Origin of the sequence: Micromonospora sp. NPDC047548, from assembly GCF_040642975.1 — a bacterium.
Classification (GTDB): domain Bacteria; phylum Actinomycetota; class Actinomycetes; order Mycobacteriales; family Micromonosporaceae; genus Micromonospora.
In genome coordinates this window covers 16,031-41,300 of sequence record NZ_JBEYTI010000021.1, presented here as the reverse complement: position 1 = coordinate 41,300, position 25,270 = coordinate 16,031, and the positions used below count along the sequence as shown (strand labels likewise).

The window sequence follows — 25,270 nt, the reverse complement described above, 5'->3', positions numbered from 1 at the left end:
CGCCACGGGCCCGGACGCGCCTACTTGTGCCGCCACCACGACTCGGTGCTGGCCCGGTCGCACTTACGGAACTCCGTGTTGACCTGGCGGCCGTGCACAATCATTCCCGCGTACCAGGTGCGGGCCACGTAGTTGAACGGCCCCATGTCGACCGCACCGACCTCCCGAGCGTTCGTGATGCAGAAGTCGAACACGTCCCGGCAGAAGTCCAGCACCGTCTCCCGCCGGCCGCCGGTGAGCCCGGCGTTGAGCAGCGGGGCGCCTCGGTTGTCGGACAGGAACTGCAACAGCTTGGCGCTGCCGCCATGGTGGTACACCATCCACGGGATGCACAGCGGGGCCGGCTCGTCCCCCAGGTACAGCCGGTCGTCCATCTCCGGGAACGGATCGCGCAGCATCTCCACGTCGGTACCGTCAACGCACCACACCTGGTCGATCTCGGGGTGCTCGCGCAGGTACCGCCACCAGCACAGCCAGCGGTGGAAGTACGGCGTGCCGCCCGGCCCGCCCGGCGCTACCCGCACGTGCGTGACCAGGTCGGTGTCCGGCTCGTCGAGGCAGTCGTGCAGCACCACCAACCGCCGCCCGTGCCGTTCGACAGAGCGGCGCAACTCGGCCAGGTCGGCGTAGTTCGGCGTCCAGGCGATGCCGCGCTGCGGGTCGGGCTGCGCGGTGAGGTACGTGGTCAGCACCACGTTCTGCGCCGCCGCCGCACCGACCGGGCGGGTGCGGAACTCGCGGTACTCCGCCGAGGTGTAGCTAGCCTCCGACCGGGTCTTGAGCGTGCGCACCAGGTGGAAGCGCTCGATGTCGGACACGCTGGAGCCGACCTTGGTGCGTTCGTCGCAACTGAAGATGAGGTCTTCGCTGCCGACCACGTCGGCAAACCGGAACGAGGTCAGGCCGGCGTTGTAGATCCGGTTGGAGAGGTCCAGGTGCTCGTACCCCCACCGGCCGTACCGGGTGTCGTACCCGCCCACCCGGTCCAGCACCCGCCGCTCGAAGTAGAGCATGCAGCCGCGGGGATGGGTGTACGCCCGAAGCTGCGCGTCCCGATAGATCTCCAGCGAGTCGGTCAGCCGTCCACGCGGGGTGTCGGTGAAGATGTACATCAGGTGCGGCTCGGGACTGTCGATATATGGCCGCTCCCAGCCGTCCACGACCGGCCAGCAGTCGTCGTCGAACAGGAACAGGTGCGTACACCCCCGCTCGACCAGCAGTTCCAGGCACTTGTTCTTGGCCCGGGCGATACCGGCGTTGCTGTCGAAGCGGAATGTCGCCTCCTCCACCGGCTCATCGCTGGCGTCGTCGACCACGACTATCGCGGCGCCGCTGGGCGCATACTTGCGGATCGCCTCCAACGCGGTACGAAGCACGGCGCCCCGGTTGTGCGTCGTGATCCCGATGCCCACCGCCGGAAAGTCCGTCTCCTGCATGCCCACCTCTTCGGTCGGGGCGCCACGGCGCCGTCACTCGGGCCACCGCCGCCCGGCCGCAGTACCGGCCGTCGCGGCGGTGCCGGACGACCGTCGCCGCTTGCCGTGCCGCCGGCCTGTGCGAGGTCGTCCACATGGGGCACGGCATCGCGGCGCCGTCGGGTTCACCGGCCGACAGGCGAACCAGCGGCGGCGCGGCGCGGGCCGCCGGTACCGGCGCAGGGGGTAGGGATAACCCTCTCCAACCCGAGGGGTGGCACCCGCGGGAGCAGGGGCCGCACCATGTCGAGCGACCGGCCCGCGGCGGCACTGTCCTTGCATGGCCGAACGAGTACAGAGCAAGCGACACAGCAGCGCGCTGGAAAGCGAATCCCACCTGCGCGAACTGGTGGACATTTACCAGCAGCCGCTGCTGAGGTACGCGCAGCGGCTGACCGGCGGCGACACTGGGCGCGCCGAGGACGTGGTGCAGGAGGCGTTCCTGCGGGCGTGGAGGCACCTGGACCAGCTCACCGCCGACCGCGGGTCGGTAACGGGCTGGCTGCGCCGGGTGGTGCACAACCTGGTGATGGATGGGTACCGCATGAAGAAGGCCCGGCCTACCGAGGTGGACATCGAGAACGCCACCGAGGTGGCCACGGCGGACCCGATGGCCGTCGTGGTGGACTCCCTGCTGGTCGAGCAGGTGCTGCGCGGGCTGTGGCCGGAGCACCGGGCCGCGCTGGTGGAGACGTACCTGAACGGCCGGACCGCGGCCGAGATCAGCGCAACGCTCGGGGTACCGGTCGGCACGGTCAAGAGCCGGGTGCACTACGCGCTGCGGGCGGCCCGCAAGGCAACGGCCAACCACCTGCTCTGCGCCGCGTGAGCCCCTAAAGGCTACCGTGGCGGCGGGCCATCGCGGCCCACGAGCCGGGTCAGCCGGCCCGACCGGAGCCGCCTACAGTGACGGGCATGCGCCGCTCGACGCAGCAAGCCGACGCGCCATCCCTGGTGCCAGGGCCGCCGGACAATGTGGCCGGGGTGGTCGACGCGGTGCACGGCCTGCCGGGTCGGCCGCTGCCGGGAGCGCAGGCCGAAGCCCTGGCCCGGGCGCTGGGTGGATGCCTGGAGGCCGCAACGGTCACTATCGCGCTGTGGCTGCCCCTGCCGGCGGGCCACGACGCGGACACGGCGGCCGAACACACCGTGCAGGAGTACCGGTGGAACGCTTCCGGCGCCGACGCGGCGGTACCCGTGACCGGGACGGCGCCGATTCGGCTGTGCGACGGCGAGCAGGTCCTGGCCGACCTCATGATCGAGCCGCCGGCGGCGGCCGAGCGGCTGCGCCGGTGGCCCGAGCTTCACGCGGTGACCCGCCTGCTGGTCAGCGACATCCAGGCCCAGCTGATCACCGGCAGCGCCGAGAGGCTGATCGGCCAGAGCGACCTGCTGCTGGCCGACGCCCGGCTGCGGGCCGCGGGCGAGATGGAGCACCAGCGGCACCAACTGGAGCGCGACCTGCACGACGGCGCCCAGCACCACATGGTCGCGTTGCAGATGTCGCTGGCCATGGTCGAGCACCAGCTGGGCGCCGGCAATGCCGCCGAGGCGGGCCGGCACCTCGACCGGCTGCGGGAGCTGCTGGCCAGCACCGAGGAAGTGCTGCACACCACCGCGACCGGCCTGCTGGCACCGTTGGCCGACCACGGTCTGGTGACCGCGTTGGCGGCCCGGCTGGACACGCTCGACACGGTCACCCTGGACATCGACCCGCAACTGGCCGGCCATCGGTACCCACCCGAGGTGGAGGCCACCGTCTACCTGGCCTGCCTGGAGGCGGTCAGCAACGCACACAAGCACGCCCCGGGCGCCGCGGTCACGCTGACGCTACGTAGCTCCCCCCGGGGCCTGAGCTTCGAGGTGGCCGACACCGGGCCGGGCTTCGACACCGACGGGCGGATGCCGCTGCGCCAGCTCGCCGCCCGTTTGGCCTCGGTCGACGGCACGCTGACGGTACGGTCGAGCCCGACCACCGGTACCCGGGTCAGCGGGTTCGTGGCGATCTGAGCCGTCCCGCCGGCGCCGCCGGGCCGCCCGCCCGTGCCTCGCGCCGGTCACTCGGCGCCGTCGGTGAGCAGCCGCTCGCACGCCCGTACCAGCAGCGCGCACGCACTGCGCCCGGCCGGTCCCGAGTCCGGCGCCATGGACTGGGTCCGCCAGAACACCAGCGCCCGGCTCGCGGCCTGGGTCACCTGCCCCGAGCCGGCGTCGCCGGCCAGGCCGAGCCGGGACCGCGAGTCCGGACCGTGGGCGCCGAGCAGGCGCAGCGCCTCGTCGTGCCCGCGCGGCAGCCGGATCCGCCGGCCCTGCAACGCCTGCAACAGGTCCAGCTCGGCCACCTCGTACGCGCCCGCGACGGCCTCCTCCACCGCCCGGGCGAACTGGTCGTCCAGCTGCCCCGCGGCCAGGCAGGCCACCAGTGCGCGCAGCGCCCACCGGGCGGCCACTACCCCCGCCCAGGCCCGTACCCAGGTGCGCAGCGCCGCCTCGACCGCGGTACCGCCACCCGGGACCGCACGCCAGTCCACGATCGCGTCGCACATCGACCCCAGTCGATGCTGTGATCCGGGCGTCGCGGCGGTGCCCTCGCGCAGCGCGCAGATCACCACCGGGGAGAACCCGTCGCCCGGCGACCGCAGGACGGTCAGGAACTCCGACTCCGCCGCGCTGGCCGGCCCGGACAGCACCAGCACGACCGCGTCGGGGGGCCCGTCGGCAGTACCCGACCAGCGGCGCAGCCGGGCCGCGAGGTCGGCGTCGACCCGGTCGCGGTGGTGCAGCAGCCGCAGCCCGCGCAGCGCGTCCACGGGTCCTTCGACCAGGATCCGGTCCACCCCGGCCGCTGCGCCCGGCCACGCGGCGCCGGACCAGTCGGGCAGCCGGACCGGCCGCCACGGCGGTGCCCCGCGAGCCGGGTCCAGCGTGATCCGCGGGTACGGCTGGTACTGGTAACCGGTCGGCGGGACCACCTCGACCGGCGGCTCCCATCGGGTGGTACCGGCCGGCCCGTACAGCACCGATACCAGCTCAGGTGCCGAGGCCCCGACCACCACCACCCGGGCCTGACCGTCCTGGCGGTCGACCGCGACCCGTAACGGCGGGCTGTCCGCGGGCGCCTCCCAGCCGGTCACAAGCAGGGTCAGCAGGCGGCGCGCGGAAACACCGACCAACAGCTCAGGTGCGGCGGCGTTGGCCTCGCCCGGCTGCGGCCCGGCCGGCTCCGGCACGGAGGTACGCGCGGGCTCCGGCCAGTCGCCGCCGAGCCGCTCCGGCAGCAGGATGTCCACCACGGTCGCCGCGCCCCGACCGGCCCGCTCCACCCGCAGCCGGCCGCCCAGCCCGGCCAGCCGCCGGGAGTCGTCCCGCAGCGCCGCGGCGACCCGGGTCGGATCGGCGCCGGTCCGCTGCGCGCGGATCGTCAGCACGCCGCTGGACCGGCCTAGTTCCAGGTACACCGGCTGCTCGCCGCCGCTGGCGCCCAGCGCAGCCGCTGCGGACGCACCGGCCTGGTACAGCCCGGACTCGACCTCCCAGCCCTGGCGCCGGCCCAGTTCGCCGCGGAAGACCACCGGTACCGGCAGCGCCGCGGTGACCTCCTCCAGCGCCGCGCGCACGCCGGTACTGCGCAGCACCTGCGGGTACACCCCGCGGACAACGGACCGGAACTGCTCGATCATCTCGCCCAGCCCGGCCCGGATGCCGCCAGCGATCGCCGTGGCCTGCGGTGAGCCGGCGCGCAGCGCCCGCTCCAGGTCCGCGGTGCGGTCCAGGATCGCCCGCAGCTGCCGGCCGGGCGTCGCGGTGACCGCGGTGGCGAGCCGGTCGCGCTCCACCGCCTGCACCGTGAGCAGCTCCAGCTGGGTCGCGCTGACCCGCTGTACCGCCCGGTCGACCCGGGCCCGCACGGCGGTGCACGCCGCGCGGTGGCCCGCCTGGCGCAGCAGCAGGCCAACGCAGACCGCTGTCTCGCCCAGCGGCGCCGCCACGGCCAGCGGGTACCGGGGATCCTCCGGGTGTGCCAGCACCAGCACCCCGTACCGGGCCCCGCCGTCGGTCACGTCCGCGGTCGCGACCACACCGGCCGCGCCCAGCAGCAGGTCCGGGTCGGCTACCGGGTTCGGCAGCGCTCCCGGCACCCAGCGCCGGGACTGCCACCTGACCGCGGGTGTCCACGGTGGAGTACTGGTACCGTGTGCCGTTTCTGCCGGCAGCCACAGCGCTGCGTAGCGCACCGCGTGGGCCCGGGCGACCTCGCGCAGCAGCGTGCGCAGGATCGGCCGGTACCCACCCAGCGGATCCTGCGGCCCGGCCGGCGGGGGCAGCGCGCCCGAGGACGCCAGCGGGATCAGGGCGGTGAACGGCCCGGCTGGGCGGGGTGGGTGCGCCACCTCGCCGCCTGTGGCCCGGAACACGGCCCTAGCCCGCCATCCGGTTCGAGCGCAGGTACGCGAGCACCGCCAAGACCCGCCGGTGGTGCGCGGCCGGCTCAGCCGGCAGGCTCAGCTTGGTAAATATGCTTGCGATACACTTTTCGACCGACTTGACCGACAGGAACACTCCCGTCGCGATCCCGGAATTCGACCGTCCTTCCGCCATGAGTCGCAGCACGGCGCGTTCCCGCTCCGTGAGATCGGCCAGCAATCCATGTACCGGGGGGCTCGGCCGGTCCACCAGGTTCGCGGCCAGCGCCGGCTCGATCACGATCTCACCGGCGGCGATACGCACCAGCGTGTCGGCGAGCACGCCCACCCCGGCCACTTGGTCCTTGAGTCGGTACCCGATCCGCTCGGTGCCGATCTCCAGCAGCCGGAACAGGTAATGCGCCTCGGCGTGCTGAGACAGTAGCAGCAGCCCGACGTCGGGGTATCTCGCCCGTACGCGCTGGGCGGTCTGCAGTCCGCCGTCCGCGCCTGGCGGCATCCGAATGTCCATGATGGCCACATCGACGGGGGTACGGGCCAGTAACTCCAGCAGTCGATCGCCGTCCTCCACGCAGCCGACCACCTCGTGCCCCGCGGCGGACAGCAGCAGTTGCAGCCCCTCCCGGAACAGCGCGCCGTCGTCGGCCACCGCAACGTCCAAAGCTCGCCCTCCGATGTCAACACAGACGATCTTGTGGCCCGCGAATTCGGCAGCGTATCGTGATGGTGCTGTTAACCGACTATGACGTTTATACACAATAGCGGCCGTGGGCTCGGCGAGGGGACTCTGGTATGTACGGGGTGGGTATCGACCTGGGTACCAGCTTCACCGCCGCAGCGACCGCCTCTGCCTGGGCGCTGGACATGGCGCCGCTGGCTGGGCAGGCGGTCGTCACCCCGTCGGTCGCCTACCTTGACGAGAAGGGCACGCTGCTGACCGGTGAGGCGGCCGACCGCCTCGGTCTGCAGGACCCCGGTCGGGCGGCGCGGGAGTTCAAGCGCCGCCTCGGTGATCCCACCCCGGTGATCCTGGACGGGGCGCCATACTCCCCCACCGCCTTGATGGCCGCCCTGCTCCGTTCCGTGGTGGACACCGTCAGCCAGGCCCAGGGCGGCCCGCCCGACCGGATCGTGCTGACCCACCCGGCGGTGTGGGGCCCGTACCGGCGCGAGCAGTTCGCGGCCATCCCGCACCTGGCCGGCCTGCCCCGCCCGCAGGCCGAGCCGGGGTCCGTGGCCGGCTCGGACGGCCCGACCGTCATCACCATCACGGAGCCGGTGGCCGCGGCCACGTACTACTGCTCCACCCAGCCACTGCCCCCGGACGGTCTGCTGGCGGTATACGACCTGGGCGGGGGCACATTCGACAGCGCGGTGGTACGCAACGGCCGAGACGGGCTGGAGATCGTCGGTACCCCCGAGGGCATCGAATGGCTCGGCGGCGCCGACTTCGACCAGGCGATCGTGGACCACGTCGACCGCCAGCTGGACGGTGCGATCACCGCGCTGGACCCGACCGATCCCGGTACCGCTTCGATCCTGGCCACCCTGCAGCGCGACTGCATGCTCGCAAAGGAGGCGCTGTCCACCCGCGAGCAGGCGGACATCACAGTGCCGCTACCCGGCTCGGTCCGGCACGTGACCGTGACTCGGAAAGCGTTCGAGCAGATGATCACCCCGTCCGTGGAGACCACCATGGAGACGTTCCGGCGGACCCTGACCGCCGCCGGCATCACCCTGCAGGACCTCACCGCCGTGCTTCTGGTCGGCGGATCGTCCCAGATCCCCCTGGTTACCCAGTTGCTGCGGGACACACTGCGGCGACCAATCATGATCAATACCCACCCGAAGCACGCGGTCGCGCTGGGCGCCGCGATGCTCAGCGCCGACGTCCGCACGGAGCGCGGCATCCCGGCGCCCCGGCGGCCCGAGCCCGGCGCGCCGGCCACCACGGCGGCCCGGACCGGCGCTCCACCCACGGCGGCCGGAGGTGACAGCGGCGCGCCCGCGTCTGCGTCCGCAGCCGCAGCCGTGGGCGCGCCGGCGCCCAAGGCGAGGCGCGGCGCGAAGCACCGGGCGCAGCCGCTGGCCACGTCGGTACGCCCGGCCAGCGGCCCTGCCGGGCACACCCGCCCGGCGGCCGTGCCGCCCCCGGCGCGGCGGCGGTGGTCACGGCTCGCGATCGCGCGCTTCGTCGTCGCGCTGGTCGTGGTCTTCGGCCTGCTGGGCGCAGTGATCGTGTTCGGGACCAACGCCCCGAGCGACCGGCCGCAGGTGCCCGGCGCAACGTCCGGAACCAACGCCCCGAGCGACCGGCGCGACCGGATGGTGATCAAACTGGAGGACGTCCAGGTGCGCAAACCGTCGAAGCTGACTACGGTTCGCCCCGCGAAAAAAGGTGCTAAGCACTTCGTCGACCGGACGGTCACCATCGCCAGCCTTCCCGACCCGCTCACCGGAGGAGTGCTGGTCCCCGGCGCCAGCGACGACAAGCGACTGACCTCCCCGGCGGACTACCTGGTCTTCGATGTCGCGCGCGACGCCACCGTGTACGTCGCCTTCGACGGACGCGGAGCACCGGATGTGGACAACTGGTGGCCGGCGTGGTTGAACCTGCAGGGCTTCAAACCCACTGACATGACCATCAAGACCACCGACAGTGCCCAGGGCGGCCTCGTCGTGTTCGCCAAGGAGGTGCCGGCAGGGCGCGTCACGCTCGGACCGAACGCGGCAACAAGCACGTTTTCAACCAGCTACGTCACGCTCGTAACCGCTTATGGATGATCCGTGACAACGTGACTGTACGTCCCCCGACGGCAGCGATCTGATGGTGTACGAGATCTGCTCGACCAACGACTCGTACCGGTACGCGGCGTACCTACGCAAGTCGGCCGACGGTGCCAACTGGGGTGCCGCCTCGAACGTCGGTATCCCGGATCACCACCATAAACGGTAAGTATTTCGCACACATCCACCGGCCGCACGGGCGCGGGCGGGTCCAGGTTCAGCAGTGAATAAGGCGGGAACCCCGGCCGTTTACGGTCGGGAGGAACGCCGTTACGGACCCGGGCGCTTCTGGTTTTCGATGTATTCCTTGACCACGTCCAGTGGGGGACCCCCGCACGAGCCGGCGTAGTACGACGGCGACCACAGGTGACCGCCCGACAGGTACCGATTGAGGTGGGACGAGAACTCCTGCCGTAGGTATCGGGCCGAGACACCTTTGAGCGAGTTGACCAACTTCGACAGGGCCACGGCTGGTGGGTAGTGCACGAGTAGGTGGACGTGGTCGTCTTCGCCGTTGAACTCGCGTAGCTGTGCGCCGAAGTCTTCGCACACCTTGGACATGACCTGCTGGCAGCGGGTGAGGATCGGATCGGTGAGGGCGCCGTGTCGGTACTTGGTGGTGAAGATTAAGTGCACGTGAAGGTTGTAGACGACGCTGCGCCCTCTACGAACGTCGGGGTCTGGAGTCCATCGAGGTGACATGGACCAAATGATACGGTGCGCTGGTGAGGCTGGTCGTGCAGGTGAAGCTGCTGCCGACGCCCGGGCAGGCGTCCGCGCTGACGGCGACCCTGCGCGCCTGCAACGAGGCGGCGTCCGATGTGGCGCAGAGTGCCCGCGACATCGGCTGCTACCGCAACTACGACCTGCGCCGGCACGCCTACCACGGCATCAAGACCGACTACCGGCTCGGGGCGCAGGCCGCGCAGCACGCCATCAAGAAGGTCGCCGACTCCTACACCACCCGGCACGCCAACATCAAGGCCGGCAACTACGGCAAGCCAGGGTCGCCGCGCCGGCGGCGGGTCGAGGCGACGCCGGTCCGGTTCCGCTGGGACGCCGCGCAGCCGTACGACGCCAGGATGCTGTCGTGGCAGTCCGACGCGCGCACCGTGTCGATCTGGACGATCGACGGACGGTTGAAGGGCGTCGCCTACACCGGTTTGCCTGACCAGCTCAAGGCCGTGGCCGAGTTGCCGGTCGGGGAATCCGACCTCGTGCACCGCGACGGCATGTGGTTTCTGTACGCCACCGTCGAGGGTGCCGAGGCTGATCCGGTCGACCCGCAGGGGTTCCTTGGCGTGGATCTCGGCGTGGTGAACATCGCCACCGACTCCGACGGGCGGGTGCACGCCGGGGAGAAGCTGAACCGCTACCGGCGGCGGCAGCTGCGACTGCGCGCCCGTCTACAAGCCAGGGGCACCAAGTCCGCGCGGCGGCTGCTGGCCCGGCGCAATCGCAAGGAAGCGCGGCATGCCACCGACACCAACCATGTGATCTCGAAAAGCATCGTGGCCGAGGCCGCACGCACCTCGTGCGGGATCGCCGTCGAGCAGTTGACGGGGATCCGGCAGAGGGTACGGCTGCGCAAGCCCCAACGGGCCGCGGTGCATTCGTGGGCGTTCGCCCAGCTCGGCTCTTTCCTGACCTACAAGGCACACCGGGCCGGAGTCGCTGTTGTCCAGGTCGACCCGGCGTACACCTCGCAGGCGTGGGCGCAGTGTGGCCACCGGGACAAGCGGAACCGGCCCGACCAGGCCACCTTCATCTGCCGGTCGTGCGGGGTCGTTGCCCACGCCGACCGGAACGCGGCCGTCAACATCGCCCAACGCGGTGTGGACAGCTGGGGCGCAGTCAATCGCCCACACGCGGCACCTCGTTGCACCCAGCAGCGGGGTTGATCTGCAAACCCACCCATTCATGGGCGGTAGTTGACATTCCAGGCCACCACCGCCTCCACCGGATCGGCCACCATCGTGATGCCGGTGCCGCCGGTGAGCCCGACGTGGGCCTGCCCGGTGCCGACGATCAGGCGCAGGTCGACCGATTTCGTCAACAGCGGCTTGGCCGGGCGGAAGCCGGACTTCTTGCTCACGAAAACCCTCAGTCTGTGTGCCCTGGCGTCATAGTCGATCCACACGTTGACGACGCCCTTGCCATACAGGTTGAAGCCCGGGTCCTTCCACACAAGATGCTGGGTGATGTCACCGTTCGTCGTCACCGCGACGTGCTGGCGGTTGACGGGGTCGAACTTGTTGGCCCACGCGTCGAACTCGACCGCCAGGCTCGGCTGGATCCGCGGCAGGCCGGTATTCGGCCGGGCGCCGTACCCGAGCCCTTCGCCACTGGTCCCGCGCGCGGTGCGGGACTGGCCCTGGATCACGAACGCGATGCCGTCGCTGATCTTGGTAATCTCGAAAGAGAATCCCGTGCTGAAGGAGCGGGACGGGTCGATCTTGGCGGTCGCCCACGCGCTGCCCGCCTTGTCTCGCCCGGAGGCCAGCACCAGCCGGCCGTCCGCGACGGTCGCCGATCCGTTGAGCCGCAGGTTGGCGGTGTCGGGGAAGCCCTGGAACGAGAAAACGGGCGCGACCTTGCTCATCGGCGTCTGGAACGCCGGTGGCTGTGTCTGTTTGACTGCCAGTGGTGGCGTCGGCGCAGCCTTGGTCTGCTCGGGGGTCGCCGTGGACGGCGAGGGCGCGTTCGTCAGCACCGGGACGAGGGGCGCGTCGAACGGGACCGCCGTCGGGATTTCGGCGGCGTTGCTGGCCGAGAACGCAAAGACACCGGCCGCGGCGACCACCGCGACTGCCGCCACCCTCGCGACGCCGCGCCGCGAGATCTGCCATCGGGATGGAGGCCGGATGATCCGGCCAGGACGTGCGAACATCACATTCGGCTCCCGCCTTGTGAGCACATGCCCGTGTCGTCATCGAGCTACGCTCCCTGCACGTATGGAAGCGGGTCGCGGTTCACGGCGAGCAAACCGGGCTCAGCCAACAGGCCGGTGGTGCTGGCGGCATCGCTGGCCGAGGCCCGCCGAACCCGCCTTGCTAGTTCGTATTAGCATCTTGACGCCGCCGTAACGGCGCGCGCAGACTCATCGACCAAAGAACCCGTCCGCGACGAGCGTCCACACCATACGGGCCGCTCGGCGAGGTTGAGTGACACTTGCTGACTCGTCACGGCCGGCCCCGCTCCCACTGCCCCGGTCGGCCCGCCTTACGAACGGAGGGAATGCGATGACGCGCGCCCCTGAAGGCTCTATCTCCCGACGCACGCTGCTGCGTGGCGCGGCGGCCGCCGGCGTCGCGGCCACCGGCGCCGGCCTTGCCGCGATGCCCACGCCGGCGCTCGCCGTACCGGCCGGCTTCCCCAACTATCAATACGTGCGCGACGCGTTCGCCAGCCCGTTGCGCTACAACCCGACCGGCGAGTTCATCTTCCCGTGCGTGCGCGGTGTCTACGACAAGATCAGCGGCTATCTCGGCCGCTACTACCTCTACTACGCGCCGCACGACGCGCCCGGCGGGATCTGCCTCGCCTACGCCGACCGTCTCGAGGGCCCCTACACCGAGTACGCCAACAACCCCATCATTGACCGGGTGCTGCCGACCGCGACGGTGAGCCACGTGTCGTCGCCGCACGTCGTCTGGGACGCGCCGACCCAGCAGTTCTACCTGTATTTCCACGGCGAGAACTACACAACCCGGGTCGCCCGCTCGACCGACGGCATCCACTTCACCGACGAGACGCCGATCCTGTCGACGAGGCTGGTGCCCAACACGACCGAAACCTCCTACGCGCGGGTCTTTGAGAACTCGGTGGCCGGCAAGGGAAACCGCTACGTGATGGTGTTCATGGGCCTGCACACGATCGGGCCGGGCGCTCGGAAGATCTTCTGGGGCTGGTCGCCGAACGGCTGGAGCGGCTGGCAGTTCGCGCCGGACCCGCTGGTGTCACCGTCCGGCGACGGGCTCACCGACATTTCCGCGCCGCACCTGTTGAAGCGCAACGGCACCGCGTATCTCGCGTATCACGGCAACAGCGGCAACATGTATCTGACCGAAATCGGCAACAACTTCGACCGCGAGGTCCACCTCGGAGTGTTCCACCGACCGATCGCGTCGGACAACGGCCGGGTCGCGGCCCCGGCGTTCGGCACCGACGGCGGCGTGCAATACATGCTCTACGAGGCCGGGCCCCGCCTTGACGCCAGGATCTGCGTGGCCCGCGCGGTCTAGTAGTACTCTATTGGGCTGGTATGCCGTTGGATGGTCGGGGAAAAGCGGCTAGTAATCGCTATCCTGGTTAGAGCTGTCTATGATCGACTGTTGCGAGTAGTGCTTATCGGATCGGCGAGTTCGCCAAGCGAGTCGGCCGCTCGGTGAGCACCGTGCGCCGGTGGGAGGCGGAGGGCGCGGATCACGGCCCGCCGCCTGCCGTCGGGTCAGAGGTATTTCGACGACTCCGATGTGCGCAAGGTGCTGCAGCCCGGCTTTGACGCCGCCCAGCGGAAGGTCGTGGTGTACTGCCGGGTCTCCTCGCCGGGACAGAAGGCGGACCTGGCCTCGCAGGTATGTGACCCGCGGCGGCACCGTCGACGGAGTGATCTTCCACAGCGACCGCGGCAGCGAGGGGGAGTACACCGCCGCCGACTACGCCAAGGCCTGCCGACGTCTGGGAATCCTGCAATCCATGGGCCGGGTCGGCTGCGCCCTGGACAACGCCGCCGCTGAAGCATTCAACTCCACCATCAAGGTCGAGTACATCCACCGGCAGCCGTTCCGCACCCGCGCCGAAGCCCGCATCAAGATTGCCACCTGAATCGTCGACTTCTACAACACCCGCAGACACCACAGCGCCTGCGACGGCATGTCACCCATCGACTACGAACGCTCGGCCCGTTCCGGCTCGCCGACCCTGGCCGGGCGCCGACGTCCACAGCCGACGTGCCTGGCGTGCCGCTCGCCGTCGCGCGACCGGCCGACACCTACCCCGGTGCCGGCCAGTCCCGACGTGACCGCCGCCGCCCACCACGGGCGACTCAAGGATCAGTTGGTCCGCGGAGGCGCACCTCACCAGCTATCGGTGGGGGCGCTCGCCCCCAAGGCGAGGATCCACAACCACCACCGGCCACCCGGCGGACGTGGTGGACACGCACTGACTAGAGCTCGTCCGTCAACGCCCTTCTGCGGCGCGCGAAGATGACCAGGGCCGCCCCGACGGCGACCATCAGGACTCCGATGAGGCCAATCCGAGCGGTCATCGCACCTGTCGTCGGCAGCTTCTCGCAGGTGCCCGGGTCCTCGTACTCACCGATCAGCTTGTAGTCGTAGCCGGGAAACACCACATTGACGACGCGCCCTCGTCCGGCGGTGAAGACGACCGTCTCCGATTCCCCGCCGGAGGCCGTGACCTTGTTTTCCTGCGTTCCATAGGTGGCGACCGCCTCCATCGGCGGCATTCCCTGACCCGGATGGGTGATGGTCACCTTCAGCTCGGCGCAGGTCGACTCGGTGGACATCGTGGGCAGCCCGCAGGTCGACGGCCGCGACCAGAGATAACGAGCGACTTCCTTGCCCCGCTCCGCCACGACGATCAGGCCCGCGCCCGCCGGCATCGGCAACTCCACCGACTTTCCCGCAGGCACCTCGACGGCACGGTCCACACCGGTCGCGGTGACCCGGAACGTCACCGGATAGTTGCCACTGCTGAGATGGACGGCGACCGACCCGTCGCAGGCCGGCACGAAGGTGGCCTTCGGCTGTGCGCAGGACACGGCACCGCCGCGGTAGGCGCCGAGCGGGCCGGCGGAGCGGTTGCCGGGCTTGCCCTTGCTGCCCAGCTTCTTGTCGCCGTAGCGCTTGCCCTTTTCCACCAACGGCGTGATCAAGTCGCTCTTGCCGCCCCAGACGAGGTCGACTTGGGTGTAGCACTTCGGCACGTCGACCTTCAGCTCAACCTTGCGGTGCTTGGCGTCGATCGCCGCGACGTCGTGGTCGTGCGCGTACTGCGGCCAACTCTTCTTGATGCCCGGCGCGAAGTACGAGACAAGGAGGAACTCCTGCTTCTGGTCCTGGCACAGGGGCAGATCACCGGCGAGCTCGACCGTCGCCCGGCCCTTCGCACCGTCGAACGTATGCTTGTACGTTGCCTGTGCCATGCCGACGCATTGCGGTGTCTCCTTGCACGTCCCCTTGAGGCCAGCGGCGTGGCCGACGTCGGTGCTGGAGATGCCGGTCCGGTCGCCGTTGCGCTCGAACCAGATCGCCGACACCGACAGGGTGGCACTCGTCGTCGTGCCCGGCACCCGCTGCACACCGGTCACCACGCCCTTCGGACCGTCGCCGTCGGTGTCGGCGCTGATCGCGCTGCCTACCTTGATCCCATCGATCGGCCTCTGCGGCCGCGCGACGAGCTTGGTGATCTGAGCGTATCTGTTCTCCCAACTGCCGTTGTTTACCTGCCAGGTGATCTCATAGGTGCCGTCCGGCTGACACTCCGCGGCGCCGCTGACCCGGGTGTGATGCGCTGCGGCGGGGCTCGCCGCCACCAGCGCCGCGAGCATGCCGAGCAGCATGACGCCCGCCAGGGCGAGCAACCTTCGGAAGGGTTTGTTCACGTCAGTCACTCCACTGATGGAAGGGATGGTTTCGGGGTCCGGCGCCTCGGCGGCGGTGCCGCACTCTTCGCGTCCCTGTCTCCACGTACTGGAGAGCCTGCGGGGATCAATCCCTGGCGAAGTTGACTTGCAAAGGTTTCTGTCGATGATCGACCGCGCGGTCCACGGCCGCGGAGCACCGCCAGCCGCGCGCAGCCCCAGTCACCGCAGTCGGCAACCGTCCGCAGCGCCCACCGCATGCGCTCTGCAGCTTCTTCCGGATGCTCACCAAACTCGTACGCGACCTCGGCTACGTGGCCGCAGACCCGGCGGCGCACGAGTTCGCCGGCGATTGCCCGGCGCACCTGCTGGCGATCTGGATGCTGCGACGGCTGTAGCGCCGACGCGAACAGAGCTTCGGCAAGCATCAGGGCCCGGTACCTCAGCATTGCGTCACCTCCTCATTGCCGGCCACGCACCGCGGTCCCCCGTGCGCCCCACCGAACCGTCCCGCCACGGCAGATCGCGGCCGAGGATGGCGAATGCACGCGGGTCGCCGGGATAGCGCAGCTCGCGGCGCAGGTCACGGAATCCCATCCGCCGATACAGCTGCCACGCCCGCGAGCGCGCGTCGGCCGTCTCCGCCATGGAAAGCACCGCCGTCCGTGTCCCGGCCGCTGACAACATGCCTCGCAGCATTGCCTCACCCAGCCCTCTGCCCTGGCAGGCCGGGCGGACCTGTAGCTCCGATACGGTGCAGGCGTCGTCGAGCCACCGCCGGCGATCGGCGACGACCGGCAACGCACCGGCCACCCAGTCCCGCCACCGCTGGCCGGGCCGACACAGATGGCCGTAGCCGAACCCGACGATGTCGGCCAGCGGCCCCAGAATGGCCACCGCCCGGAACCCGGGCATCGTCAGGTGCTCGATCAGCTGCCGACGGCTGCCTTCCCGCATCGCCGGGCCACAGCCCATCGCCTCGGCAAGGACATCGATTGCCTCGTCCACCCGGATGGCGAGCTGCTCGGGCGTCCACACGACCAGGCAGGCGCTCATTGCATCTGGCACCGGTACCTCCGACAGGTCGGGCAGTGGCGGCTGACCGTCGACTGGGTGAAGGCCACCGGGCGGCTGCCGCACGCCTCGCAGATCAGCGGCAGGATCTGCCGGCCATGCCTGCTGTCGGTGAACCAGGACGCGCCTCGGACCACGCCGAGGTCACCAGAGTGGATGGCGTCCTCGATGCATTGATCGCGTACGGGGCAGACAATGCAGCAGTGCGCGGCTTGCTGCCACATCAGGCGTGACTCGAACCACCACGATGGGTCCAGCCCCCTGCATTCGGCTTGCTCCCACCACGACTGGTGGGGCTTCGTGATTTGAAGTGTCGTCACACTCCCCAATACGGGCAGGCCCGGCCCGTGGGTCAGTTCATATCGATCCCGGGAGCGCCGGCGTTCGTAGCGCAATGCACGCGAGCGGGAGGAGACGCCGATGGTGCGAGCACCAGAGCGCGACAACCATCGACCGCGCACGTGAGGAAGCTACGGCCTGCCGCGCGCCGAGGTTCACCGACGTGAGACAGGTCTCGATGGGCCGCCGAACAGACCCCTCCTCGGCCGGCACACGTGGATTCGACATCACCGAACGGCGATCGCGCCGGCCGGCCGGTCTGAACCTCGGCGGAAGGCGCGCGATTGGACATGGCCGGACACCGACGGCGGGTCGTGCTTGCCGAACGCGACCACCGCACGCTCACCGGCGCCCGCCGCGCCCTGCGCGACCCTCAGTCCAGCCCAGAGGCCGATGCCAGCATCTCGGCCAGGAACCACAGCCGAACCCGATCCTGGAACGACTCGCCTCCCTCGTGCCCGTTGAAGGGATACACCTCCATTCGACGGGGCCGGCGGTAGTGGTGGTAGGCGCCGAAGACCGTGGAGGGCGGGCAACTGAGATCCATCAACGCGACGCTGAACAGCGCCGGGCAGGTTGCTCTAGCGGCGAAGTTGACCCCGTCGACGTAGCTCAACGTGTCAAGAACCGTGTCCACCCGCGACCGATGGACCCTGAGGTAACTGGCGATCTCCAGGTACGGCCCAGCGGTGGCGCGTTCCGTGCCACGGCCGAAGTCGCAGAGAAGTGGAACGTCCGGCGCCACGGCACGAAGATCGGAGACGAGCGCCGCGAGCGCGAGGCCGCCACCCTGGCTGATGCCAGTCACCGCCACCCGCCCCGCGTCGACCAGGGGGTGTTCCCGCGCCGCCTGCACCGCCCGCACCGCGTCGGTGATAACCCGGCGGTAGTAGAACGTGCGCCGATCCAGGCAGATGCGCGGCGACGATCGCGGCCGCGATCGTCTCGCAGGCGACGTCGGCATCGAGGTATCCGCCCTCGCTGGCGGCCCGTGTCAGCGCTTCGCGGACCAGCGCTGGGCGCTCGGCCATGGTGGCGTCGTCGAGGTCGCCACACCAGACGGCAGCGGTGTCGTTGTCGAACGGCCCGCTGTCCCAGATTCCCACTGAGCCTCCCATGATCGGATGCGCGGCATTCTCGCACCGGCCACCGGCAAACCTCGGGTACGACGTGTGGCTCTGGGTCGACGGGTCCGCACCGGGTGGCGCCGCATGTTCAATGACGCGACCGACACCTTCCGGCCGTCGTCATCGAGGAGGTCAAGCGGCGCACGCCGGGCGAGGTCACGCGCCGGTGTGGATGTGTGCGCCCCAGAGACTCGGCGTGTCTGGGTACGTCGCACGGCATTCGCGTACGGCCGCGTGCAACGCCGCGGCCGAGCCATGGTGGGCAAGTCCGCGGTAGACGCTCCTGGCGATCAGGCCGGTGACGCGGTCGTTCACCCGCCAGAGGGTCCCGATGACCTGCGGATAACCGGCCAGCAGAAACGCCGACGTGATGTGTACGGCCTCGTCGGACAGATGCGTGGCACCGTGTGCGGTCTGGCACGCCGACAGGTACGCCAGCCGCGCGCCGGTGAGGTCCAGCCGCGCGACGTCCTGCACGGTCAACGGATCCTTCTCATGGTCGTGCAACAGCAGTCGTCCCGCCGACGGCTCGCTCTGGTCGCTGATGCCGTGGCAGGCGAAATGGACCTGTGCGTGCCGCGTCATCTCGGCCCGCACCCGCTCCGCCGTCGCCTCGGGGCCGGTGAGTCGGAGGGCGGTGTCGAGGCGCATGACTTCCCGCTGTGCGTGGGGTAGCCGTGCGGCGCCGGGGGTGTCGGGCATCGCTACCGCGAGGAGTCCCCGCTCCGTCGCCCCCGCCGCTCGGGCCCGCGCGTGCCGCAACGCGCGCACCGTCGGGGTGTAGGACGAGACCACCCGGTCCAGCACCGAACGACCTGGCCGTTCGTGATGCCCGGCGGCGTGCAGCGGCAGGAACGCCAGTTGCCCCGTCGGCGACCACCAGACGCGCTCCGCAGCGGTCAGCCGGTCCAGGACCGGGTCGGCGAGCGCGTCCCACAGCCACCCGAGGATCCGCGTCAGCGTCTGCTGAGCCCGCCTCTCGTCCGGTCCGGGGATTTGCGCGACGTGGAGGGCGCGGTGGAACTCCCCGGCCTGTTCGGCGACCCTCGCCGGCGTGATCTCCGGTAGCGGCACGACGTCGGTCCCGCCGGCGGTGAGGATGAGCGCATCGCTCCGGTAGCGGCTGACGTTGATCAGCACGATCGGCCCGGGGGCAGCCTCCGCCCGCAGCGCGTCGAGCGGGGGCGCGGCGAGGAAGTCGGCAGACCCGGGCAGCGCCCGGATGCGCGCGATCAGCCCCTCCCATTCCCGGCTCAGAGCGTGCCGACGGTCGGCTTCCCGGCCGGCGTTGTCGAGCCAGTCACCGCCGGCGGGGGCGGCGGAGCCGGGCCCGGATTCCAGGTCCGACCGGAGCCGGTCCACCGCGTCGGCGAGTTCGGGGTGCCGCGCACGCAGCGCGGTCAGGTCCGCCCGCGGGTCGAGCTGTTGGGCGATGAGGATCCCACGCCCCTGTTCGAGCAGGCGAACGGCCTTCGCGGTGTCCCCGGCATGCAGCGCGCAGGCCGCCGCGTCGGTGGCGAGCCCGTCGAAGCGCCCGAGACCGTGTTCCCGATCCCGACGACCCACCCCGTGCGAGGCGATCCGCGGCAGCAGCTCGACCGCGAGTTCGAACCCGGCCAGCGCACGGTGCCAGTCACTGCCGCGAGCCCACGTCCGCCCCCACTCCCGCGCGTCCTCGACCCGGTCCGGCGTCGGCGACAGCGGTGACAGCGCCGCCTCCTGGAACATCGCGGCGACGTCGGCGTCCCGACCCGGCCGCCGCGCGAGCGCGAAACCCAGGTTGCTCAACCGCCTCGGCCTGGCCGCGCTCGTTGCCGGAGCGGCGTCCGCCGCCTTCCGCAGCAGACCGATCGCCTCGTCGAGTGACGCCGCGTCTCCGGTGCGGTCGAACCGTTGCCGCAGCGCGATGCCGAGGTCGTTCCAGAACGACGACTCGTCTGGACCACCCGGGCGTGCGGCGGCGATCGCCTCCCGCAGCAGGCTGACGGCCTCGTCGTACTCTGTGGCGCCCCTGAGCGCGTTGCTGAGATTGCGCAGCATCCCGGCCCGACGCGGATGCGTCGGTGGGGTGGCCGCGACGGCCGCGCGGAACGCGTCGGTCGCCTCGGCGAGGACCGGTCCGACGCCCGTACGGTCGTACCGGCTCAGCAGGATGCCGCCCAGCGAGTTGAGGTGGTTGGTGCGGTCCGGATGGCCCTCGGGAAGCAGGGCGACGGCACGCCGACACGCCGCCGCCGCCTCGTCGAGGGCAACCGTGTCGCCCGTGCTGGTGTGCCGTTTGAGCAGGGCCGTTCCCAGCAGATGCAGCGCCCTGGCCCGGGTGACCGTGTCCCCGCCGGTCGCCACGGCAACCCGGAGCAGTTCGACGGCCCGATCGAGGTGCGCGGGATCGCCGGTCCGGTCGAACTCCCGCTGCCGCGCCAGCGACAGCGCGATGGTGCCGCCGCCGAGCCGATGGGCTTCCTCACCGGACTCGATCGCCTGGCGCAGGGCGCTCTCCACACCGGTGACCTCGTAGAGGCGGCGCAACGCTGTCGACCGGTTGTCGAGGGCCGCGACCCGGACCTCCGGACTGGACGAGGTACGGATGGCCTCGTCGGTCGCCCGGGCGGCCTCGCCCAGTGCAGCCGGGTCGTCGGGCCCGTCCAACAGGGTCGCGGCGAGGTTGGTCGACATCGCGGCGAGCCTCGGATCGTCCGGCGCGAGGAGGTCGAGACACCGGCGGCGCAGAGCGAGCGCCTCCGCCACTAGGGAGTCATCGCCCGTACGGGTGGCCAGCCCTTGTGCCGCCTCCGCGGCACGGTCCAGCAAGCCGGGGAAGTTGCGGTCCCGCTCGGGAAGTTCGCGCGATCCGCGTCGTCCGACGTCCAGGGCCTCTTTCAGTGCGACGACGTCCCCGGCCGCCTCGAACCGGTCCGTCAGGGCGGAGCACAGGCCCGCCGTCGCGGCGACCTTGTTCGGGTCGTCCTGCTTCAGCGACCCGGCGGCGTGCCGGAGCATGGCGATCGCCTGGTCGAGCGTGGACGGTTCCCGGGTACGGGCGAAGCGGTTGCGCAGGTCCTCACCGAACACCGCCACGAACGACAGCAGGTCGTCGTCGAGCCTGCCGCCGGCGGCCGCAACGACCTCGTTGCCCAGGTCGGTCAGCCCGACCACGTCCCCACCCGCGGCGCGAACCACCACGTACAGGTTCGTCAGGCACGCGAGCCGTTCCGGTGAACCCGGTACGGTCGCCGCCACGGCGTCTTCCAGCAGCTCGACCGCCTCGTCCGGGCACCCCGCTTCGACCAGGTCGAATGCCTGGTGCTGCCACTCGTCGGCCGTCGTGCCGACCTGGCGCAGCTGCTCCAGCACCCGGGGTGGGACCTGGTCGGCCAACGGGACCAGCAGCCGCGCCGCCCGCCGCGCGTCCCGCGTCGTCCCCGACGCCCCGCAGGCCATGTGTCGGCACAGGTACAGCAGCCCGACGGCGTGGTCGACGGTCGGATCACCGCCCCCGGCGACCAGCAGAGCGGTCGCGTCGTCGAGGGCGGCGGGTTCGAGCACGGCCTGGCTGTCGCCGTCATCGAGGTACCGTCGCACCCTCGCCCGCACCCGGTCGACCATCCCAGCAGCTTTCCACGCCGACGCAAGCCGTCGAGACGGGAGGCGCGAACCCGCTACCATGGCCCGAAAGTCCGGGGCCGGGCCGAAGAAGGGCAAGGGTGGAGACGCTCGCGCAGGAACAGCTCGCCGTGCTCTGCGCCCGGCTCGACGAGGAGGCCGGCCCGCTCGCCGCAGAGGGCCCGATGCGTACTCTCGCGACGTCGATCGCCGAGCGGGTTCGCGCGGGCGAGGATCCGGCGGCCCTCGCGGAGTGCCTCGACGAACTGGACGACCAACTGCTGCGCGCCGGGTACGCCGGTGGCCTCGGCTCGCACCGGTCGGCGCCGCCGCAGTTGCCCGGCCTCGGCGGCCACCCGGTGCTGGAGGTCATGACCTGCCCGGGCGGTCGCTGCGCACGGGTGGCCCGGCCGGGTCGGGACGGCACCTGCCGGGTGTTCGGTAGGCCGCTCGAGCCTGTCCGGCTGCGCCCGTGATCAAGCTGTTGGAGACCATCGGCGGCAAACTCGCCGACCGGTGGTGGCAACTGCTGGTGCTGCCCGGCGCGTTGTATCTCATGGTGGCCGTCGCCGCCCTGCGCTACGGCACCGACATCGGCGGGCTGACCAGGGGCGTCGACCAGTTGGCCGCGGACCCGGCCACGCGGAGCGCGGGCACGTTCGGCGTAGTCCTGCTCGGGTTGGCCGCCGGCGCCGCGCTCGTCGGCCTCGCCGTACGAGCCCTTGGCTCGGTTATCGAACGGATCTGGCTCGCGGAGGCCACCCTCCCCGTGACGCGACTGCTCACGCGTCGGCGGCTGCGGCGCTGGGAGGCCGCCGAGCAGCGGTACCAATCCGCGCTGCTGGCGGCCGGCCGGGCGCACGTCACCGGATCGGTCGACGCCACCGCGCTGGCCCGGGACGCGGAGCGCCTCGCGCTGGCCCGCGACCGTATCGCGCTCACCGCGCCGCGCCGCGCGTTCTGGCTCGGCGACCGGATCGACGCGGCGGACCTGCGCGTGCTGTCGGCGTATCACCTGGATCTGGTCTCCGCGTGGCCCCGGTTGTGGCTCGTGCTGCCCGAGCAGGCGCGGGCCGCGCTGCAGGTGGCCAGGTCGGACTTCTCGTCGGCGACCCAACTGGTGGCGTGGGGCGTCGCCTATCTCCTGCTTGGCGTCGCGTGCTGGCCCGCGCTGCTGGTCGGCGCCGGGACGGCGGTGGTCGGTTGGCGCCGGGGACGGGCCACCGGCTCCGCCCTCGCCGAGTTGCTGGAGTCGGCGGTGGACGTGCACGGCCGCGATCTCGCTGCCATGATGGGCGTCGACTGTCCGCAGCGGCTCACCCGGGACGTGGGTGAACAGCTGACCTCGCTGCTCCGCAAGGACAACTGACCGGAAGGCGATCGGTCGTGAACAGGGATCAGCTTCTCGACGCCATCCGCGCGCGGCTTGCCCGCTACACGACCACCGGGGACACTCGCCCGATCCTGGAACCGGCCGCGGTACGGGAGGCGAATTGGCTGCTGGCGTCCGTCGCAGATCCAGGGCACGACATCGACGTGTGCTACGTCGTCGGTGGACTGTACTGGTGCCGCTGGGGCGAGCAGGGCAACGGACAGGACACGCCCGACTTTCAACGCACGATCGAGTTGATGGTCCACGTGCACCGGGATCGGCCGGAGCTGGTGCCACGGATGCTGGCCGACATGTTCGACCGGACCGGGCACACGACGAGCGCGCTCCGTGCCGGAGCCGCGTCGAACGAGGGCAACCGGCGGTTCGAAGAACACCAGCGGACGGGTGACCGGGCCGCACTCGACGAGGCGGTCGCGTTGCTGCGCCAGGCGGCCCGAGCGCCCGGCCGGGATCCCGACCGGCAGCGTCACGACGCCATGATGTTCTCGCTCGCGCTGCACCAGGTGGTGCAACTGGACAATGATCCAGAGGTGGCCACGGAACTGATCTCGTGGCTGCGCGAGGTGCTCGCCGACGAGCCGCCCGACCCGGCGCACTTCCTGGCACTGCTGGTCTCGGCCCTGACCTACCGGTTCGCGGCCACGCACGATCCCACGGATCTCGACGACGCGGTCACCACCGGCAGCCGGCTGTTCGCCATGACGGAAGAACCGTCACATCGGGGCGCGGTCTGCATGGCCGGCGGGCTCTGGCTGCGGCACAACGGGGACCCGGCGCGAATCGGCGAGGTCGCCGAGCTCACGCTGGCCTGTCTCGCGTCCGGGCCGGCGGCGGGTCAGGACCGGGTCGCCCAGCTCAGCACCGTCCTGGCCGGTCTGCTGGAGGTTGTCGACCGGGAACCCACGCTGCTGGACCGCACGATCGAACTGTGCCGTGAATTCAGTACGAGCGTCGGCGCCGACCCGATGTCCGGACGGCAGGGCCTGCTGATGGCGCTGCGACAGCGATACCAGGCGCGGAGCTGGCCCGGCGATCTCGACGAGTGCATCGACCTCGGGCGGTGGGTGGTGGGCACGCTCCGAACCGACGATCCGGCGTACCGGTCCCAGGTCGCCGGACTCTCGGTGGATCTCGGCAACCGCTTCCGGACGACGGACCGCCGGCAGGATCTCGACGAGGCAATCGCCCTGGGCCGGCAACTGGTCGCCGCCACGCCGCAGTGGGAGGATCTCAACAACCTGGCGGCGTGGCTCGCAGACCGCTACCAGCTGACGGGCGAGGTGGCCGATCTGGAGGAGGCCGTCACGCTGCTGCGCCGGGTGGTGGCGGCCGGTCCCGCCGAGGCGGGTCCGCTGCGGAGCCTCGCCGCGGTGCTGGAGCTGAAGCATCACCGCACAGGCGAGTTCGCGGCGCTCGACGAGGCGCGGTCCCTGTACCGGCGTGCGGCGGAGTTGTAGCGCACGCCAGCGGCCGCCCAGATCAGAGGCTGCCCTTGCCGAAAACCTCATCCGCCCAGGTGGGACCAGCTGTAAGCGGATCATGACGGCGGCGCAGCCCGTCCGCACATCGGGTCTGCTCGGCGTCCGTGCGGCAGTCCGCCGCGTACCAGGCAAGGTCGCTGGTGTCGATGCCGCTGCCGAAGCTGGGCGAGAAGCTCACGCTGCTGCTGACGCATCCGATGACGTGCTCGCCGAGCATGAGCCGGGCACGGGTTCCGCCGGTTGCGGGGACGGGCCCGATGACCTCGCGGCTGGTCAGCGGCCGGCCCTGCCAGTTCATGGTGATGTGGGAGAACACTCCTGCTCAGAGCCTCGCCGCCCGACTACGCAATCGCCCCGCGGGCCCAAAGGGCGCGCGGGGCGATTGTGGGCCGTCAGTTGTGTGAGAGGGTGAAGGAAGGCGAGGAGATCGAGCCGTAGGTCCGGAACACGTTGTGCTCGCCCGTCTTGATCGTCCGCCAGCCGATGAAGACCGTCACGCCGTTGCTGTGGCCATACACGTCGACACGCTCAGTGCTGCCGGCGGTGAGTTCGACGCTCCAACACTTGCCCGGCGCGATCAGCCAGCTAGAGAACCCGCCACGCGAGGGGAACTCCAGGGTCGACGAGTAGGTTGACTTGTTGCAGAGTCCGGTGCGGTTGGTGGTCGCTGCGCTTGCCGGCGTCGCGGTGGTGGCCATCCCGGCCAGGGCGAGGGCGCCGATCAGGACCGGTCGCCACGCCTTGCGCGTGCGAGTCAAAGCTGTCATCTGGGCCTCCTAGGGCCTTGTAGTGGGACGTTGCCCGTGGATCAGTTGCGCCTGACACGCGCGTAACACGCGCGTCTATGGGAAACACGGATGCATCCGGTGGATGAGTTCACGGAACCTCAATATCGTCGGTCTCCACGCCTGTCATCCTGTCGGAGCGGGGGGACTGCCCCCGGCTCGGTTGACTCCTGACCTG

22 protein-coding genes and 2 pseudogenes are annotated in these 25,270 nt (G+C 70.7%); 11 read left to right on the top strand and 13 right to left on the bottom strand.

Going from position 1 to position 25,270, the window contains the following annotated elements:
- Nucleotides 1-20 precede the first annotated feature (20 nt).
- A complete protein-coding gene (locus ABZ807_RS21080; protein ID WP_357160412.1) occupies nucleotides 21-1,436 on the bottom strand; it encodes a galactosyltransferase-related protein in 1,416 nt (471 codons plus the stop codon).
- Between the two features lie 319 nt (nucleotides 1,437-1,755).
- Here ABZ807_RS21080 and ABZ807_RS21075 point away from each other — a divergent pair, with 319 nt between their 5' ends.
- Together ABZ807_RS21075 and ABZ807_RS21070 are read left to right on the top strand one after the other, a co-directional pair.
- Entirely contained in the window at nucleotides 1,756-2,304 is a 549-nt protein-coding gene (locus ABZ807_RS21075) for a sigma-70 family RNA polymerase sigma factor (protein ID WP_357160409.1), read from the top strand.
- Nucleotides 2,305-2,390: 86 nt separating this feature from the next.
- Nucleotides 2,391-3,485 carry an ATP-binding protein gene (locus tag ABZ807_RS21070; RefSeq protein WP_357160406.1) on the top strand — a complete coding sequence of 365 codons (1,095 nt, stop codon included), beginning with the start codon at nucleotides 2,391-2,393 and terminating at the stop codon, nucleotides 3,483-3,485.
- A 47-nt stretch (nucleotides 3,486-3,532) separates the two neighbouring features.
- On the opposite strand, the gene ABZ807_RS21065 is transcribed toward ABZ807_RS21070, so the two are convergent.
- Both ABZ807_RS21065 and ABZ807_RS21060 read right to left on the bottom strand, forming a co-directional pair.
- Nucleotides 3,533-5,890, bottom strand: coding sequence for a hypothetical protein (locus ABZ807_RS21065; protein ID WP_357160403.1), 2,358 nt, complete (start codon nucleotides 5,888-5,890; stop codon nucleotides 3,533-3,535).
- 4 nt (nucleotides 5,891-5,894) lie between these two features.
- Nucleotides 5,895-6,548, bottom strand: a complete 654-nt coding sequence (locus ABZ807_RS21060) for a response regulator transcription factor (protein WP_357160400.1) — start codon at nucleotides 6,546-6,548, stop codon at nucleotides 5,895-5,897.
- Nucleotides 6,549-6,691: 143 nt separating this feature from the next.
- On the opposite strand from ABZ807_RS21060, the gene ABZ807_RS21055 reads away from it, so the two are divergent.
- Nucleotides 6,692-8,683: an Hsp70 family protein gene (locus tag ABZ807_RS21055; protein ID WP_357160397.1), complete on the top strand. Its 1,992-nt coding sequence runs from the start codon at nucleotides 6,692-6,694 to the stop codon at nucleotides 8,681-8,683.
- Between the two features lie 43 nt (nucleotides 8,684-8,726).
- On the top strand, nucleotides 8,727-8,855 hold the full coding sequence (locus tag ABZ807_RS21050) for a hypothetical protein (protein ID WP_357160394.1): 129 nt from the start codon (nucleotides 8,727-8,729) through the stop codon (nucleotides 8,853-8,855).
- Between the two features lie 101 nt (nucleotides 8,856-8,956).
- Here the strand turns inward: ABZ807_RS21050 and tnpA are convergent, their stop codons facing one another.
- Nucleotides 8,957-9,388, bottom strand: a complete 432-nt coding sequence (gene tnpA, locus ABZ807_RS21045) for an IS200/IS605 family transposase (protein ID WP_357160390.1) — start codon at nucleotides 9,386-9,388, stop codon at nucleotides 8,957-8,959.
- 23 nt (nucleotides 9,389-9,411) lie between these two features.
- Here tnpA and ABZ807_RS21040 point away from each other — a divergent pair, with 23 nt between their 5' ends.
- The gene (locus ABZ807_RS21040) at nucleotides 9,412-10,587 is read left to right on the top strand and encodes a transposase (RefSeq protein ID WP_357160388.1); all 1,176 of its coding nucleotides are present in this window, start codon (nucleotides 9,412-9,414) and stop codon (nucleotides 10,585-10,587) included.
- Between the two features lie 17 nt (nucleotides 10,588-10,604).
- Here the strand turns inward: ABZ807_RS21040 and ABZ807_RS21035 are convergent, their stop codons facing one another.
- The gene (locus ABZ807_RS21035; RefSeq protein WP_357160385.1) at nucleotides 10,605-11,504 is read right to left on the bottom strand and encodes a hypothetical protein; all 900 of its coding nucleotides are present in this window, start codon (nucleotides 11,502-11,504) and stop codon (nucleotides 10,605-10,607) included.
- Nucleotides 11,505-11,928: 424 nt separating this feature from the next.
- On the opposite strand from ABZ807_RS21035, the gene ABZ807_RS21030 reads away from it, so the two are divergent.
- From ABZ807_RS21030 to ABZ807_RS21020, 3 genes and pseudogenes are all read left to right on the top strand, one after another.
- Nucleotides 11,929-12,930 (top strand): hypothetical protein, encoded by a 1,002-nt coding sequence (locus ABZ807_RS21030; protein ID WP_357160382.1) that lies wholly within the window; start codon nucleotides 11,929-11,931, stop codon nucleotides 12,928-12,930.
- 110 nt (nucleotides 12,931-13,040) lie between these two features.
- Nucleotides 13,041-13,266: pseudogene (locus ABZ807_RS21025) on the top strand (MerR family DNA-binding transcriptional regulator); the annotation flags it as partial.
- Nucleotides 13,267-13,294: 28 nt separating this feature from the next.
- Nucleotides 13,295-13,513: an integrase core domain-containing protein gene (locus ABZ807_RS21020; RefSeq protein ID WP_357160379.1), complete on the top strand. Its 219-nt coding sequence runs from the start codon at nucleotides 13,295-13,297 to the stop codon at nucleotides 13,511-13,513.
- 340 nt (nucleotides 13,514-13,853) lie between these two features.
- Here ABZ807_RS21020 and ABZ807_RS21015 read toward each other — a convergent pair whose 3' ends face one another.
- The 6 genes and pseudogenes from ABZ807_RS21015 to ABZ807_RS20990 all read right to left on the bottom strand — a co-directional run bounded on the left by ABZ807_RS21015 (nucleotide 13,854) and on the right by ABZ807_RS20990 (nucleotide 21,436).
- The gene (locus tag ABZ807_RS21015) at nucleotides 13,854-15,320 is read right to left on the bottom strand and encodes a cell wall anchor protein (protein ID WP_357160376.1); all 1,467 of its coding nucleotides are present in this window, start codon (nucleotides 15,318-15,320) and stop codon (nucleotides 13,854-13,856) included.
- Nucleotides 15,321-15,743: 423 nt separating this feature from the next.
- On the bottom strand, nucleotides 15,744-16,346 hold the full coding sequence (locus ABZ807_RS21010; RefSeq protein ID WP_357160373.1) for a GNAT family N-acetyltransferase: 603 nt from the start codon (nucleotides 16,344-16,346) through the stop codon (nucleotides 15,744-15,746).
- Nucleotides 16,343-16,684 carry a WhiB family transcriptional regulator gene (locus tag ABZ807_RS21005; protein WP_357160492.1) on the bottom strand — a complete coding sequence of 114 codons (342 nt, stop codon included), beginning with the start codon at nucleotides 16,682-16,684 and terminating at the stop codon, nucleotides 16,343-16,345. The genes ABZ807_RS21010 and ABZ807_RS21005 overlap by 4 nt, the downstream gene beginning before the upstream one ends.
- Nucleotides 16,685-17,076: 392 nt before the next feature.
- On the bottom strand, nucleotides 17,077-17,667 hold the full coding sequence (locus tag ABZ807_RS21000) for an acetylxylan esterase (RefSeq protein WP_357160370.1): 591 nt from the start codon (nucleotides 17,665-17,667) through the stop codon (nucleotides 17,077-17,079).
- A pseudogene (locus ABZ807_RS20995) lies at nucleotides 17,618-17,821 on the bottom strand (DUF4259 domain-containing protein); the annotation flags it as partial. The pseudogene ABZ807_RS20995 and the gene ABZ807_RS21000, both read right to left, overlap by 50 nt.
- A gap of 165 nt (nucleotides 17,822-17,986) precedes the next feature.
- Nucleotides 17,987-21,436 carry a CHAT domain-containing protein gene (locus ABZ807_RS20990; RefSeq protein WP_357160367.1) on the bottom strand — a complete coding sequence of 1,150 codons (3,450 nt, stop codon included), beginning with the start codon at nucleotides 21,434-21,436 and terminating at the stop codon, nucleotides 17,987-17,989.
- A 98-nt stretch (nucleotides 21,437-21,534) separates the two neighbouring features.
- Here ABZ807_RS20990 and ABZ807_RS20985 point away from each other — a divergent pair, with 98 nt between their 5' ends.
- From ABZ807_RS20985 to ABZ807_RS20975, 3 genes are read left to right on the top strand one after another with little or no spacing between them, the layout of a single operon-like run.
- Nucleotides 21,535-21,909: a hypothetical protein gene (locus ABZ807_RS20985; RefSeq protein WP_357160364.1), complete on the top strand. Its 375-nt coding sequence runs from the start codon at nucleotides 21,535-21,537 to the stop codon at nucleotides 21,907-21,909.
- On the top strand, nucleotides 21,906-22,802 hold the full coding sequence (locus ABZ807_RS20980; protein ID WP_357160361.1) for a hypothetical protein: 897 nt from the start codon (nucleotides 21,906-21,908) through the stop codon (nucleotides 22,800-22,802). The genes ABZ807_RS20985 and ABZ807_RS20980 overlap by 4 nt, the downstream gene beginning before the upstream one ends.
- Nucleotides 22,803-22,819: 17 nt before the next feature.
- Nucleotides 22,820-24,283 (top strand): hypothetical protein, encoded by a 1,464-nt coding sequence (locus tag ABZ807_RS20975; protein ID WP_357160358.1) that lies wholly within the window; start codon nucleotides 22,820-22,822, stop codon nucleotides 24,281-24,283.
- Nucleotides 24,284-24,305: 22 nt separating this feature from the next.
- On the opposite strand, the gene ABZ807_RS20970 is transcribed toward ABZ807_RS20975, so the two are convergent.
- Nucleotides 24,306-24,623, bottom strand: coding sequence for a hypothetical protein (locus ABZ807_RS20970; RefSeq protein ID WP_357160355.1), 318 nt, complete (start codon nucleotides 24,621-24,623; stop codon nucleotides 24,306-24,308).
- 76 nt (nucleotides 24,624-24,699) lie between these two features.
- Complete coding sequence (locus tag ABZ807_RS20965; RefSeq protein WP_357160353.1) at nucleotides 24,700-25,074, bottom strand: hypothetical protein; 375 nt, start codon at nucleotides 25,072-25,074, stop codon at nucleotides 24,700-24,702.
- Nucleotides 25,075-25,270: the final 196 nt, after the last annotated feature.